Genomic DNA, 13,069 nt, shown 5'->3' on the forward strand with positions numbered 1-13,069 from the left:
GAAAAAGAATTTGAGTTAAGTTTGAAAAAGAATTTGAGTTAAGTTTGAAAAAGAATTTGAGTTAAGTTTGAAAAAGAATTTGAGTTAAGTTTGAAAAAGAATTTGAGTTAAGTTTGAAAAAGAATTTATAGAATTTAGAATTAATTCTAAATTCTATTAGCTAAGCTTATTGCTTAGCTCTTTGTTTTTCCCAATCTTCCCAACTATGTGGAGTTGTGTCCTTTAAATCATATAAAGTTTGTGCCAAATCTTTATGCCCTACATGTTTATGACAATCGGTGCATTTCATCTCATCAGCACTACCTTTAAAGCTTAGATAAGTAAGATGGATTGGTAATGTGCTTTCATTGTCTTTTACGAAAGCATTTTCGTGGCATTTTAGACAAGAGCTATCAAAAGTATAATTTTTTCTAGCGTGTTCTCTATTTGCTAGCCAATCTTTTTTAGTTGGGTCTTTTGTTAAAGTTGTAAAGCCTTCTGCTATTCCGTTTTTAGCTTTAGTCAATAAGTATTTTGCCAAATTATCGTGTGGTAAATGACAATCAGCACAATTAACTACTACTCCTTTAGGATTTTTAGCCCCGTGTATATCATCATTAACATTTGTGATTGCTATAGGTCCATCCCAAGAATGGCAACTCCCACAAAACGGATATTTGCCTGTTACATGAACAATTTTTTCTCCTAAGAATACTAAAACAAGAGTTATGATTACTATCATACAAGTAAAAGCTATTTTATTTTTCATGTATTCTCCTTTATTTTACTTTTAAATTTTTTAAGATTTCTTGGCTATGGCATCTAGCACACATATTAACAGATGGTTTGTGAGTTTTATGACAATTATCGCAGTCTAATTTATCATAATGTGGGCTTTGATGAACATTGTTATTATGTCCGTAACCTGCAGTATATTCTGCTAGTTTTGAATAATCCCCGTGGCATTTTATACAACTATTTAGCATAGCTGATGAATAATCTTTCGCTTGTGCTTCTAGGTGGCAATCATTACACTTAAGATTTAATTTTTTATGAATTCCTTTCACTTCATAGGCTTTTTCACTAAAATCTACATTTACTTTTCCTAACGAATCCTTTAATACATTTTCATTTGCAAATAAAAAACAGGCAAATAAGCATATAATGCTAATAAATCTCATTGCTAACCCCTTAATAAATTATAATTTTTTGCTAGAGTATTTCCAGCTCTTTTTCCATAAACTAAGCAATCTAAAACCGCATTAGAACCCAATCTATTGTATCCGTGTCTTCCGCCAGTAATTTCTCCACACGCATACAAACCTTGAATTAATTGCATATCATTATCATATACTTCACAATCTTTATTAGTTTTTACTCCACCCATACAATGATGAACTTTTGGTCCTGGTCTTGCAGCAAAAAATGGAGCCTGTTCTATTTTTATATACTTTCCTTTGTAATCTGAAAAATTGCGATTAAATTCTGGGTCTTTATAATCTTTATCTTTTGAAGCAAGTTCAACATATTCATTGTATCTTTTTAACTGCTCTAAGAAAGGCTCTTTATTGATATTATAATGAGCTATTAATTCATCCATTGTTTCAAATTGTTTTACAGCACCAACCAATAAGCCCCTATTTAAATCTTCTATATCAACCGTTTTAGTGCCATTTATATCCATAATTAAAACAGGTGGATTCAAACCTTTTTCATTCATAGCTAATATTGCATCGCTACCTTGTTTTCTATCCGTAATTTCATTTACAAATCTTTTTCCTGTTTTAGGATTTACCATCATTCCATAAGCATAAGCCCTAGTAATCCATCTATAAGCAAATCCAAAACCGCCTTCATCTTGACTTGTTACGTGCATACTTTGAATATATTGCATATCTATGAATTTAACATTATCATTTATTAGTTTTTGTGCTGTGTAGCCAGTAGCTCCTAAATGATTTGTGGTTAATACATCATCTCTTAAACTAGAGTCAAATATTTGTCTAAATTTTAAATCAGCTCCCCAACCACCAGTAGCTAAGATAATACCACCAAAGGTTCTATAATATTTAGTAATTCCACTTTCATTGTTTTTTTCTTCATATCCACGCTCAAAGTTAAATTGATATTTTTCTCTTACTTTAATTCCAACAACTTTATGATTTTTATCATATAAAATATCATCCATTATAACTCTTGTTAAAATCTTACCGCCTCTATTAAGAATTTGTTCTTGTAATGGTCTTGTGATATAACTACCTGCACCTGCTGAATGAGAGCGTGGAACGCTATGACCACCACTTCTGCTAACCCACTTAAAATTAACTCCATTATCTATAAGCCAATCAAGAGTTTTTACTCCATCATTCATCATAATATTTACTAATTCTAAATCATTTAAATTCTTACCACTTTTTAATGTATCTTGTATGTGTAGATTAATATCATCAACTATTCCATCTCTAGCTTGTAATTTTGAGCCAGCAACAGCCATTGAACCACCTGAATAAGCCGAGTTGCCACCTAAATAAGGCATTTTATCAATCATAACAACATTTTTAATACCATTATCCAAAAGACTTAGCATAGCTGCACTTCCTGCAAAACCACTTCCAATTACTATTGCATCATAATATTCATCCCATTTTATATCATCAATATCTATACTATTAGATAAAGCAATATTAGGCATTAAAATAGAGCCATACACTAAGCCAGAAAACTTTAAAAAGTCTCTTCTATCTTTAGTTTTCATAAAACCTCCTAATTAAAAAATAAGTTTAATAATAATTTTATTTTAAAATAAAATATACTTAGTAAATAATAAAAATTTTTTAATAATATTTTTAGTTTAATAATTATTATGAAGTAATAATAAGGATTTTTGATAAGTGATATTAATTTATTCTTATATAAATAAATTAATATAATTAAGGTTTTTGTAAAAAGAATTTGGTTAATGATTAACAATAATTTCAAATGGTAAAATTATGTCGCAAATCAAATTAAGGAGATAATTATGTCAGTAGCAGTAGTTTTCGGAAGTGCTATGGGAAATACAGAAGGCGCAGCAGAAAAAATTGCAGAAGCACTAGGTGCTGAATTATTAAATATCGCTGATGTTGATGCTGATAAACTAAATGGTTTTGATAAATTAGTTTGCGGAACTTCAACTTGGGGTAGTGGTGACTTACAAGATGATTGGGATTCATTTGATTTTAGTGGTCTAAAATTAGCTGGTAAAACAGTAGCTGTATTTGGTATGGGAGATAGCTCAAGCTATTCTGATACTTTCTGCGGCGGTATGGGTAAATTAGCTGCGGCATTAAAAGAAGCTGGTGCAAATTTAGTTGGAGCAGTTTCAACTGATGGTTATGATTTTGAAGATTCAGAAGCAGTAGTTGATGGTAAATTCGTTGGTCTTGCATTAGATAATGACAATCAAGAAGATTTAACAGACGAAAGAATTGCAAACTGGGTAGCACAAATTAAAGCTAACTTCTAATCACGAAATAGCAAGTTTTTTACTTGCTATTTTAAGGATACTTATGAAAAAGTTTTTATTATTATTTTTAGTATTTTCAATTAATTTTTTATCTGCTGATTTAATTAAAGTAGCTATGAAAAATCAACCAAATAATATAAATCCAATTTATAATCCAAATGATGATTTAGTAAATTTATTATATTTAGGTTTGTTTTATAAAAATAATAATAAAGAATTAATTCCTGCACTAGCTAATTCATACAAAATAAGTAATGATAAATTAAGATACGAATTTGAATTAAAAAAAGGTCTTCATTTTATAAAAAATAATATAGATTTTGGAGAATTTACTTCAGAAGATGTAAAAACTACTTATGAAATAATTATAAATCACTTTTTTAATTCAAATTATAGTAGATTTTATAATAATATTTCTCAAATAAATATAATTGATAAATATAAAGTTGAATTTGTATTGAAGTATCCAGATAATGAGTTTTTAAATTCTTTAACGCTAGGGATTATGTCAAAAAATGCTCTTATTAAATATGGTTTAAGTTGGTTTAATAGTGATGCTATTGGTCTTGGTACTTATAATTTAAAGCAATTTAACAATGAACAAATAGTTTTAGTAAAAAATCCTAATGCTATTTTTAAAGCACTTAATGACGGGGTAGTTTTTAAGTTTTATCAAAATGAAGTTCAAATAAAAAATGCTTTAAATAATGACATAATTGATGTTGGCTTGATTAATTATAAAAATATAAAAAATATTGATGATGATTTAGTATATAAGACTTTAGAATCAGATCATGCTATAGCGTTACAATTAAATAATAAAGTAATTTATGATAGGAAATTAAGATATGCAATTTCTTTAATTATTTGTAACAAATCTATTTTAAATCAATTGCCAAATTTTAGTATCAATAAACATATTTTAAATCTAAATAATAATGGTTGTGATAGAGCAGAAGCTAGAAAAATTATAAATGAATTAGGATTTTATAAAGATAAAAAGAGTATAGAATTAAATATTAATAAAGAAAGCACAGCAAATTATTATAAAAAATTAGATTTACCTTTAAAATTAGAAATTTATGTAGATAAAAACAATAAAGACTACTTAAGTATAGCCGAAAATCTTGCTATGCAATTAAAAGATTTTGGAATATTAACAGATGTATTACAAACCAACAATGATGATAATGAAGCTAGTAAGATTGTAGATATTGAAGTATATGATAGTATTAATTTTGCAACTATTTTAAATACAAATAAGATTAATAAAACTCAAGCAAAAAATACCATAAATCAAGTGCAAGAGAATTATTACAAAGAGTTTCAAGAGCAGATTAAAATGAACCCTTCTTATGTATTTTTGGTAAATTACAATTATTTTTTAGCTTATAATAAAAAAATTAAAGGTATTGAAAATATGCCAATAGGATTTAATGGAAACGGATTATTTTCTCAAGTAATTAAGTGGTATAAATATGAATAATTTCATTATTAGCCTAAAAGATTTTTTTACATTTAGATTTTTAGCATTTTCTTTATTTCCACTAATTATAAGCTCAATTATATTTATTAGTTTATTAACACTTGCATTTAGTTATGTTAGTAGTTTAGATTTTAACGAAGAAGCTTTTAACTTTTTTTTAGGTGCGATGATACTACACGCCATACAAATATTTATTATGATAATTACTATTTCAGGTGGCGGTTTTTTAGCTTTATATTTATCTATATTTTTTGCTTTAGTTATTACTTCATTTTTAACTCCAATGATAGTTAGAGAAATCAATTTAAAGCATTATAATTACAATAAATTAGATGAAATAGGGTTAATTCAAATAACTTGGCTTTTGTTTAAAATCGTATTGAAATTCTTATTTTTTTTATTTTTTGTGCTTTTATTTCACATAATTCCTATATTAAATTTCATAGCATCATTTTTAATGTTTTGCTTAATGTTTTATTTATTTTTTAATTTTTTAATTTACGATGTGGCTAGTTGTGTTTTAAATAAAAATGATTTTTTAAGTTTTAAACCTTTTAAATTTAAATATATTTTTTGCGTATTTTTATTTTATTTGGCTTCAAATATTCCTTATGTTGGGTTTTTTCTACCTGTATTTTTTGTAATATTTCTAGCTCATTTATTATTTCAAAATGAATTAAGATTAAAACAGCCTTTAAATTGATTAAAAATAACTTTTATATTTTGATTTTTTTGTAGTATTTAATTTTATTTTTAAGGAGATTATTATGGTTTTAAACAATGAAATTATTTGTAATGTATGTAGTCTAAAAGCTAGCGAAGACGAGCACGCAGTATTTATTAGAGCTCATAAAAACAATAAGCCAGTAGATATTTGCACAAGTTGTATTCCGAGCGTAATTCACGGCTCTGGAATGGTTGTAAAAAGTGATGAAGAAATCATTAAAGATTTAGATTGATTTTAGGAATTTCATTTGAAATTCCTATGGTAATTGTATGTTATTTAGCATTTTAGAATTTTTACATAATTACTATGGCTTAATAATAACTATTTTTTACTTCATATTACTTGGTATATTCGTTGTATTTATAAAAAAGGCAGAAAAATTTATAAATGACAAAAATAAAGAAATTCAAACATTAAAAATAGATAAAGAAGATTACGAAGATACAAAAACTAATAAAAATATTTTGCTATACAAGAATTATAAATATGAAGAAGAATTATTAAAACTCAAAGATGAGTTAAAACGATTACAGACTTTAACAACTTCAGATATTAATAAAATAGCCATTGAAAAAGCACAAGAATTGATATTAGAAAAAGAAAAAGATTATGAAGAAAAATTAAAAGAATTAAATAGATATTATAAGCTAGAAAAAGATAAACTAATTCAGTCTTATGAATTAAAAATAAGTGAAGAAAAAAACGCACAAAATAAAATCAAATTAGAAAATATCAAAAAAGGCAAAAATTACGAATATCAAATAAAAATATACTATGAAAATATAGGTTATAAGGTTTTTCCAAATGGTTTTGTAAATGGTAAAAACGATAAAGGCATAGATTTAATAGCGTATAAAAATAGTGAAATAAGGCTAATTCAATGCAAGTGCTACACAAATCCACCAAAACAATATCTGCTTAGAAAATTTATAGGAGATTGTGAAGTTTTTATTAGAAACAATCCATCATTATGTGATAATAAAATAATTTATAAAGATTTTATAACAAGCTGTAATGATAAAGATTACGGAGTAGTGTGTTATTTAAGAGAATATCCAAATGAAATAAATTATCAAATCATTAACTATATAAATTAAAGCATTAAGACAATAAATAATAGATTAATAATTTTTTTGTTTGCTATAATTAACCTTATTTTTAAAGGTAAGATATGAATGAGTTTTTAATATATCTAACATATTTTTTAGATAATTTACATGATTTAGCTAGTGGGATTATTAGTATTTTAATTCCTATACCATATGCAAGTTTTATTACTTACCCTATTGTTTTTACTCTTACTTTATTTATAGGATTAAAGCTCTATCCTAGATTTATAATAGCTTTATATATTTTATTTTTATATTTGGTTATAAGAATTGGGCTTATTGATAGAGATGCCGGTGGGTGGTTTGTAGTTTTACAACTATTGCTACCAATTGTATTTTCACTATTAATTTGGTGGTTTTATAAGTTAATAATGAAACAAAATCAAAAATTTATTAAAGTTACCTTTTATTTTTTCTCATTTTTAATGATTGCTTTTCACGGAATATTATTAATAAGTCATTTTAATTTACAGCAAAGTCCAAAGCACGAAGTAACAGAACTTAAAAAACCAAATACCTTATTATTAAGCACAATTGAAAAGCAAAACTATACGATAGATGGAAAGTTTTTTAAAAGCGTAAATTTAATAGTTGATAAAGAAGTGCAATTATATGAAGATTATTATGAAAAAATTTTTGAAGAAGAAGCTTCAGAATTACCAACTAGACTTAGTAAAGATAAACTAATAAATTATGATATTTATGGTTATTATAAACCTTGTAGTTATGCAATAACAAATTTAAATAATTTGAGTTTAGAACTTAGCCCTAATCTTAATAGAATTTATGATTCTTTTACTAGGTTATTTATTGATAACTATTATCTTAAATTAGGTAATTATTATAGAAGAGGTAGTTGCTCTAATGATGTTTATACAAATTATTTAAATAAATTAAAAGGAGAATTAAAATGAAAACAAGTTATAAAAATATTAGTAATTTTTATAATTAGTCTTATTAAAAACAAAGGATAAATTTGAATATAGATAATTTAAAAGATTATAAAATAAAAAACGATTATTTATATAGCTTAGAGCTTATTAGATTTATTAGTGAAATTTTCGTAATTTTAATTTTATGTCGCATAATTTATGTTGGTATAGATAATTTAATTTTTTTATATAATAGACCAGAACGAATAATGTCGGATTTATGGTGGATAAAAAGGATGGATGAAGCAATACTTCGTAGCATATTCTTTATTATATTCTTTTTAAACCTTAGACAAATAAAAAGACTTAGATTTGTTAAAAATAATGATTTTTATATTAGCATAGATAATGAAAAGATATGTTTTGATACTTATGAGATAGATAAAGAAGGTCTTTTTGGTATAGCAAAAAGTTACAAAAAAGTAACCACAACAATAAATAAAAGCGATATAGTTTTTAGATTGCAATCTAAACGACCTGCTTTAGCTTATTCGTATATATTCAATAAAGACGCTTTCAATACTCAAGAAATGGAAGTAAAAAATTTAAATCATAAATCAGATTTTATATTAATTAGAATATTATTCTTTCCTATACTTATATTTTTTGTAATATTAGATATTTTATCAAGTTATTTAATATTGTTTTTATTAAATGGTAAAAACTTAAAAACTTACACAATATATCAAACTAAAACCAAGCTAGTTTCATTGCCTTTTGTTGATGATTTATCAGTTTATTTTTTATACACAGAGTTTAGACAAAAGTATTCTGCAATGAGTAAAGGTGGATTTGAAATGGAATTTAGAGAAGAAGAAGCACAACCACTAGGCGAAAAATACATAGCAAAACAACAAAAGAAAATTGAAAAGATTTTAAGTGAAAAGTCTTCAAATACAATTAAATAATTTTAATTTTTATATAAATTACCTTTAAAATATAATGTATTATAAAATAAATTCTAATTCAAATCACAAGAATTTGAATTAGATATTTTTGTCAATCAAGAGAATTAATATCGCTTATTTCGTGATGGATATATCTTTCATCGTTTTCTAAGGTATCAACGCTTTTAAACATTCTTTCCCAGCGGATATTATAATCATCATCCCAGCTTAGATAAACAAACCAAGGCTTACCTTCAATATATTTATAATCTACACTTCCCCAAAAGCGGCTATCGTTTGAGTGGTCGCGATTATCACCCATCATAAAGTATTCATTGCTAGGCACCTTATAATAATACGCTTTAATATCACTTCTTAATTCACTAACATAAATTGGCTTCATTACAAACTCACCCTTAGCCATAAAGTATTCTATGACCTTATCAAAATCCACTCTTTCATCATAATGAATACCCTTTTTAGTATAAGGCTCTTTTATGTATAATTTGCCTTGTAAAATCACTTGTTTATTAGCAGGATAATTTGCTCTCATGTATTCATCTCCTTCGTGCATTCTCACATAAAGGGTCTTATTTGCAAATATTATCTCATCATCTCCTAAAGCAACGCAGCGTTTAACATAATGTAGCTTTGTATTGTGCGGATACAAAAACACCACTATATCATCTCTTTTAGGCTTAGCATAGCTTAATAAATGCCCATCGCCTTTAAAATCAGGCAACACAGGAACTTCTAGGAATGGAATTCTAGGAGTTGGTATCCCGTAGGCGAATTTTTTTACAAATAAATGATCTCCTACTAAAAGTGTGTTTTTCATAGAGCCACTTGGTATTGTAAAAGCTTGAGCTACGAAAAATATAAAAACAAGAACAAATACAATAGTCCCTGTCCATGAATTCCAAAAATCAACTAATTTTTGCCATTTTGTTTTATTTTCTTGCATTTTCTTCCTTTTTTAATCTTGCTTCATATGTGTTTTGCATTAGTGCATAAATAGTCATAGGTCCTACTCCGCCAGGAACTGGAGTAATCATACTAGCCTTATTACTTGTCTTAAGATAATCTCCTGATAGTTTTTTGCCATCAATTTCTTTGCAAATCCCAACATCAATTAAAATAGCTCCATCTTTTATAAAATCATCATTTATTAGATGAATTACACCTGTAGCACTTATTAAAATATCAGCGTTTAAAGTATGCTCTTTTAAATCTTTTGTATATTTGTGGCATACGCTAACACTTGCACCTTCATTAATCATCATAGCAGCAAGTGGGCGACCTACTATGATACTATCGTTTATTATGCAAATATTTTTGCCTTTTACACTGATACCATAATGCTTCATCAAAATATCAATTCCAAGCGGGGTGCAAGCATAAAAATGTGGTTTTAAATTCGCTAAAACTAAACCTAAATTAAGTGGAGTAAAACCATCTACATCTTTAATAGGATTTATAGCGTTTATGATATTGTCTTTATTGATATGATTTGGTAAAGGTAGCTGCACTAAGATAGCATCTACACTATCATCATCATCATTTAAATCTCTTATGATTTTTAATAATTCTTCTTCGCTAATACTACTATCTAGCTTATAATCTTTACTAATTATTCCTAATTCATTACAAGCTTTTAATTTACTTCTTACATAAACCCCACTAGCATAATCATCTCCTACTAAAATTACAGCTAAGCAAGGTTTGGTTTTTAGCTCATTAATTTTGAGTTTTAATTGTGCGTATAATTCTTTGCTTAATTTTTTTCCATCTAGTATCAATTTGTAACCTTTATAAAAATAAAGATTGTATTATAACCCTTAAAAACAACGGATTATAAAATGAAATCAAAATTAATATTATTAGTTTTTAGCGTATTTGTTTATGCTAATAGTGATTTTTTAAGCAAAGATGAATATCAATTAAGCTTGTATCAAAACCCAAGGGGAATTGGCTGTGATAAATGCCACGGGCTTGATGGAAGTGAGCAAATATTTGCTACTTATAAAGAAAATAGAAAAACCATTCAAGTAATAATCCCTAGTATTAAAAATATTAGTTATGAGAATTTTTATAAAGCCTTAGTTAGTAAAACAAGTTCAAAAAATATAATGCCAAATTATTATTTAACAAATGAAGAAATAAAAAATTTATACTTATATATCAAGAAAAAAGGAGAAAAAAATGACAAATAAAGAAGCTTTCGCACAAGCACAAACATTAATAGCAGGTGGGGTTAATTCTCCTGTAAGAGCGTTTAAAAGTGTAGGTAGTGAGCCTGTATTTATAAAAAAGGGAGATGGCGCTTATATAATTGATATTGAAGATAAAAAATACCTTGATTTAGTTCAAAGCTATGGGCCTTGCATTTTAGGACACGCTGATATAAATGTAACAAACGCTATTATTAATGCAGCAAAAGATGGCACAAGTTATGGTGCTCCTACATTAGCTGAAAGCAAATTAGCACAAAAAGTTATATCGTTGTATCCTGCAATAGAGCAAATTAGATTTGTAAATAGTGGGACAGAAGCTACTATGAGTGCAATTCGCTTAGCAAGAGCTTATTCTAATCGTGATGGGCTTATAAAATTTGATGGTTGTTATCACGGACACGCTGATATGCTTTTAGTAAATGCAGGAAGTGGCTTGGCTACTTTTAATACTCCAAGCTCAAGTGGAGTTAGTAAAAACGCTGTAAAAGATACTTATACAGCTAAATACAATGATATAGAAAGCGTAAAAGAGCAAATTGCTATAGCAAAGAGTAATGGCAGTGAAATAGGTGTGATTATTATTGAACCAATTGCAGGAAATATGGGTTTTGTCCCTGCTAAAAAAGAGTTTTTAGAAGACCTTAGAAAGCTTTGTGATGAATTAAAAATCGTTTTGATTTTTGATGAAGTTATGAGTGGTTTTAGAGCTGCTTTAGGTGGGGCTTTAGAGATTTATAAAGTTGTGCCTGATATGGTTTGTTTTGGTAAGGTTATTGGCGGGGGACTTCCTGTTGGAGCTTACGCTGCAAAAAAAGAAATTATGCAACTTCTAAGCCCACTAGGCGGAGTATATCAAGCAGGAACGCTAAGTGGAAATCCACTTGCAATGGCAGCAGGTATTGCAAATCTTGAGCAATTAAACGATGATATTTATAAAAAATGTGATAAATGGGCAAAAAATGCAATTAATGCTATGTTAGATGAGAGTAAAAGTGCAGGAGTGCCTTTTGTAGCTAAAAATATAGGTTCAATGTTAGGATTTTTCTTTAATGAAAAATACCCATTAAATTACGATGACGCTAAGACAAGTGATACAGCTAAGTTTTCAAGATTTCATAAAATTATGCTAGAAAATGGAGTAAATCTTGCACCATCAACCTATGAAACTGCATTTATTTGCTCTAAGTTTGAAGATAAAGAATTTGAAATATTTATAAATGCGTTCAAAAAGGCTATTCGTGCATAACGAAGAAAATAAAAGAGCTAAAAAAGTAAAAAGTGTAATAGACGCTGCAAATCATCTAAGCTTAGGCATTAGCATTGTAGTTGCAGTGCTAATTGGCGTTGGTTTAGGAATTTTACTTGCTAAGATTTATAAGCCTTTATTTTTCGTAGGACTTGCGTTTGGAATAGCAGCTGCAATTTCAAATGTATATAAGGCTTATAAATTATTATTAAAAATCAACGAAGATGATAAGAAATAAAGTCTTTTTAACCTTAAATCAAGGTTAAAAAGGCCAAATAGTTTCAACTGCTTTTGTTCCCCAAGGTTTTTTAGTAGCTTTATCAATTTCGCCTTGAGTTGAATAAAGTATTTTAGCGTCTGCTATGTATTTACTCTCAATTGTGTTTTGACCTGTTATATCATAAGGTCTAATTACTCCAGAGATTTGAACGATTTGTTTTTCTCCGTTTATTAATAATTGTCTTTTTCCTTCAATAAAATAATTTCCATTAGCCAATACCTTTATTACTCTAGCACTAATTGTTGTTTGAAATTTTTCATTTCTACTAGCTTGACCGCTACCACTAAAATCTGAATTATTTTTTGTTTGAAAGCCAATATCTGCTGATTTATTAAGACTTGATAATAATCCTGCAAAAACTCCGGAATTTAAATTAGCATTAGAAGATTTATTCGTGCTTTTACTAGCTTTGCTACTTTGGCTAGTATCTTCTTTAATAATTATCGTAACTATATCATTTACATTCATAGCTTTATTATCGCTAAAAAGTGGATTAGAGCCTTTTCCAAAAAGTGAGCCTGGACTTCCTAAATTATTATCAGCCTTAGGTTCAATTTGCTCTACATATGTTGGAGCTTTCATATCCATTTGCGGATCAGCCAAACCACAACCCGAAATTAACAAAGGGAAAACAAAATATTTTATGTAATTTTTTTTCATATTTTCTTCCTTATTTATTAATAT

General features: G+C 27.2%; 16 protein-coding genes. 10 read left to right on the forward strand and 6 right to left on the reverse strand.

Going from position 1 to position 13,069, the window contains the following annotated elements:
* Positions 1-166: 166 nt before the first annotated feature.
* Genes KJR01_RS06720 through KJR01_RS06730 form a run of 3 tightly spaced genes read right to left on the reverse strand, consistent with a single transcriptional unit; the run spans position 167 to position 2,734 of the window.
* Positions 167-748, reverse strand: coding sequence for a cytochrome c3 family protein (locus KJR01_RS06720; protein ID WP_214117904.1), 582 nt, complete (start codon positions 746-748; stop codon positions 167-169).
* 10 nt (positions 749-758) lie between these two features.
* A complete protein-coding gene (locus KJR01_RS06725; RefSeq protein WP_214117905.1) occupies positions 759-1,160 on the reverse strand; it encodes a cytochrome c3 family protein in 402 nt (133 codons plus the stop codon).
* 2 nt (positions 1,161-1,162) lie between these two features.
* Positions 1,163-2,734, reverse strand: coding sequence for a flavocytochrome c (locus KJR01_RS06730; protein WP_214117906.1), 1,572 nt, complete (start codon positions 2,732-2,734; stop codon positions 1,163-1,165).
* A 264-nt stretch (positions 2,735-2,998) separates the two neighbouring features.
* On the opposite strand from KJR01_RS06730, the gene fldA reads away from it, so the two are divergent.
* The 7 genes from fldA to KJR01_RS06765 all read left to right on the forward strand — a co-directional run bounded on the left by fldA (position 2,999) and on the right by KJR01_RS06765 (position 8,646).
* Entirely contained in the window at positions 2,999-3,484 is a 486-nt protein-coding gene (gene fldA / locus KJR01_RS06735; RefSeq protein WP_214117907.1) for a flavodoxin FldA, read from the forward strand.
* 43 nt (positions 3,485-3,527) lie between these two features.
* Positions 3,528-4,970, forward strand: a complete 1,443-nt coding sequence (locus KJR01_RS06740; protein WP_214117908.1) for an ABC transporter substrate-binding protein — start codon at positions 3,528-3,530, stop codon at positions 4,968-4,970.
* Positions 4,963-5,673 carry an EI24 domain-containing protein gene (locus KJR01_RS06745; protein WP_214117909.1) on the forward strand — a complete coding sequence of 237 codons (711 nt, stop codon included), beginning with the start codon at positions 4,963-4,965 and terminating at the stop codon, positions 5,671-5,673. The genes KJR01_RS06740 and KJR01_RS06745 overlap by 8 nt, the downstream gene beginning before the upstream one ends.
* A gap of 64 nt (positions 5,674-5,737) precedes the next feature.
* On the forward strand, positions 5,738-5,929 hold the full coding sequence (locus KJR01_RS06750) for a hypothetical protein (protein WP_214117910.1): 192 nt from the start codon (positions 5,738-5,740) through the stop codon (positions 5,927-5,929).
* Positions 5,930-5,966: 37 nt separating this feature from the next.
* Positions 5,967-6,794 carry a restriction endonuclease gene (locus tag KJR01_RS06755; protein WP_214117911.1) on the forward strand — a complete coding sequence of 276 codons (828 nt, stop codon included), beginning with the start codon at positions 5,967-5,969 and terminating at the stop codon, positions 6,792-6,794.
* Positions 6,795-6,868: 74 nt separating this feature from the next.
* Positions 6,869-7,720 (forward strand): hypothetical protein, encoded by an 852-nt coding sequence (locus KJR01_RS06760; RefSeq protein WP_214117912.1) that lies wholly within the window; start codon positions 6,869-6,871, stop codon positions 7,718-7,720.
* A 62-nt stretch (positions 7,721-7,782) separates the two neighbouring features.
* Entirely contained in the window at positions 7,783-8,646 is an 864-nt protein-coding gene (locus KJR01_RS06765; protein WP_214117913.1) for a hypothetical protein, read from the forward strand.
* A 91-nt stretch (positions 8,647-8,737) separates the two neighbouring features.
* Here KJR01_RS06765 and lepB read toward each other — a convergent pair whose 3' ends face one another.
* Together lepB and KJR01_RS06775 are read right to left on the reverse strand one after the other, a co-directional pair.
* Positions 8,738-9,589 (reverse strand): signal peptidase I, encoded by an 852-nt coding sequence (lepB, locus tag KJR01_RS06770; protein ID WP_214117914.1) that lies wholly within the window; start codon positions 9,587-9,589, stop codon positions 8,738-8,740.
* Complete coding sequence (locus KJR01_RS06775; RefSeq protein WP_214117915.1) at positions 9,576-10,424, reverse strand: bifunctional 5,10-methylenetetrahydrofolate dehydrogenase/5,10-methenyltetrahydrofolate cyclohydrolase; 849 nt, start codon at positions 10,422-10,424, stop codon at positions 9,576-9,578. The genes lepB and KJR01_RS06775 overlap by 14 nt, the downstream gene beginning before the upstream one ends.
* 60 nt (positions 10,425-10,484) lie before the next feature.
* Here KJR01_RS06775 and KJR01_RS06780 point away from each other — a divergent pair, with 60 nt between their 5' ends.
* The 3 genes from KJR01_RS06780 to KJR01_RS06790 are packed head-to-tail and all read left to right on the forward strand — an operon-like array spanning position 10,485 to position 12,343.
* Entirely contained in the window at positions 10,485-10,838 is a 354-nt protein-coding gene (locus KJR01_RS06780) for a hypothetical protein (protein WP_214117916.1), read from the forward strand.
* Entirely contained in the window at positions 10,828-12,105 is a 1,278-nt protein-coding gene (gene hemL, locus KJR01_RS06785) for a glutamate-1-semialdehyde 2,1-aminomutase (protein WP_214117917.1), read from the forward strand. Before KJR01_RS06780 ends, hemL begins: the two co-directional genes overlap by 11 nt.
* Complete coding sequence (locus KJR01_RS06790) at positions 12,098-12,343, forward strand: AtpZ/AtpI family protein (protein WP_336608663.1); 246 nt, start codon at positions 12,098-12,100, stop codon at positions 12,341-12,343. Before hemL ends, KJR01_RS06790 begins: the two co-directional genes overlap by 8 nt.
* 24 nt (positions 12,344-12,367) lie before the next feature.
* On the opposite strand, the gene flgH is transcribed toward KJR01_RS06790, so the two are convergent.
* On the reverse strand, positions 12,368-13,045 hold the full coding sequence (gene flgH / locus KJR01_RS06795; protein WP_214117919.1) for a flagellar basal body L-ring protein FlgH: 678 nt from the start codon (positions 13,043-13,045) through the stop codon (positions 12,368-12,370).
* Positions 13,046-13,069: the final 24 nt, after the last annotated feature.

The sequence above is a fragment of the Campylobacter sp. 2018MI10 genome (assembly GCF_018501175.1).
Classification (GTDB): Bacteria; Campylobacterota; Campylobacteria; order Campylobacterales; family Campylobacteraceae; genus Campylobacter_E.

Bases quoted from the DNA above. Each gene is read 5' to 3' on its own strand.
- KJR01_RS06720 (WP_214117904.1), bottom strand. From the start codon at position 748: ATGAAAAATAAAATAGCTTTTACTTGTATGATAGTAATCATAACTCTT.
- KJR01_RS06725 (WP_214117905.1), bottom strand. From the start codon at position 1,160: ATGAGATTTATTAGCATTATATGCTTATTTGCCTGTTTTTTATTTGCA.
- KJR01_RS06730 (WP_214117906.1), bottom strand. From the start codon at position 2,734: ATGAAAACTAAAGATAGAAGAGACTTTTTAAAGTTTTCTGGCTTAGTG.
- fldA (WP_214117907.1), top strand. From the start codon at position 2,999: ATGTCAGTAGCAGTAGTTTTCGGAAGTGCTATGGGAAATACAGAAGGC.
- KJR01_RS06740 (WP_214117908.1), top strand. From the start codon at position 3,528: ATGAAAAAGTTTTTATTATTATTTTTAGTATTTTCAATTAATTTTTTA.
- KJR01_RS06745 (WP_214117909.1), top strand. From the start codon at position 4,963: ATGAATAATTTCATTATTAGCCTAAAAGATTTTTTTACATTTAGATTT.
- KJR01_RS06750 (WP_214117910.1), top strand. From the start codon at position 5,738: ATGGTTTTAAACAATGAAATTATTTGTAATGTATGTAGTCTAAAAGCT.
- KJR01_RS06755 (WP_214117911.1), top strand. From the start codon at position 5,967: ATGTTATTTAGCATTTTAGAATTTTTACATAATTACTATGGCTTAATA.
- KJR01_RS06760 (WP_214117912.1), top strand. From the start codon at position 6,869: ATGAATGAGTTTTTAATATATCTAACATATTTTTTAGATAATTTACAT.
- lepB (WP_214117914.1), bottom strand. From the start codon at position 9,589: ATGCAAGAAAATAAAACAAAATGGCAAAAATTAGTTGATTTTTGGAAT.
- KJR01_RS06780 (WP_214117916.1), top strand. From the start codon at position 10,485: ATGAAATCAAAATTAATATTATTAGTTTTTAGCGTATTTGTTTATGCT.
- hemL (WP_214117917.1), top strand. From the start codon at position 10,828: ATGACAAATAAAGAAGCTTTCGCACAAGCACAAACATTAATAGCAGGT.
- flgH (WP_214117919.1), bottom strand. From the start codon at position 13,045: ATGAAAAAAAATTACATAAAATATTTTGTTTTCCCTTTGTTAATTTCG.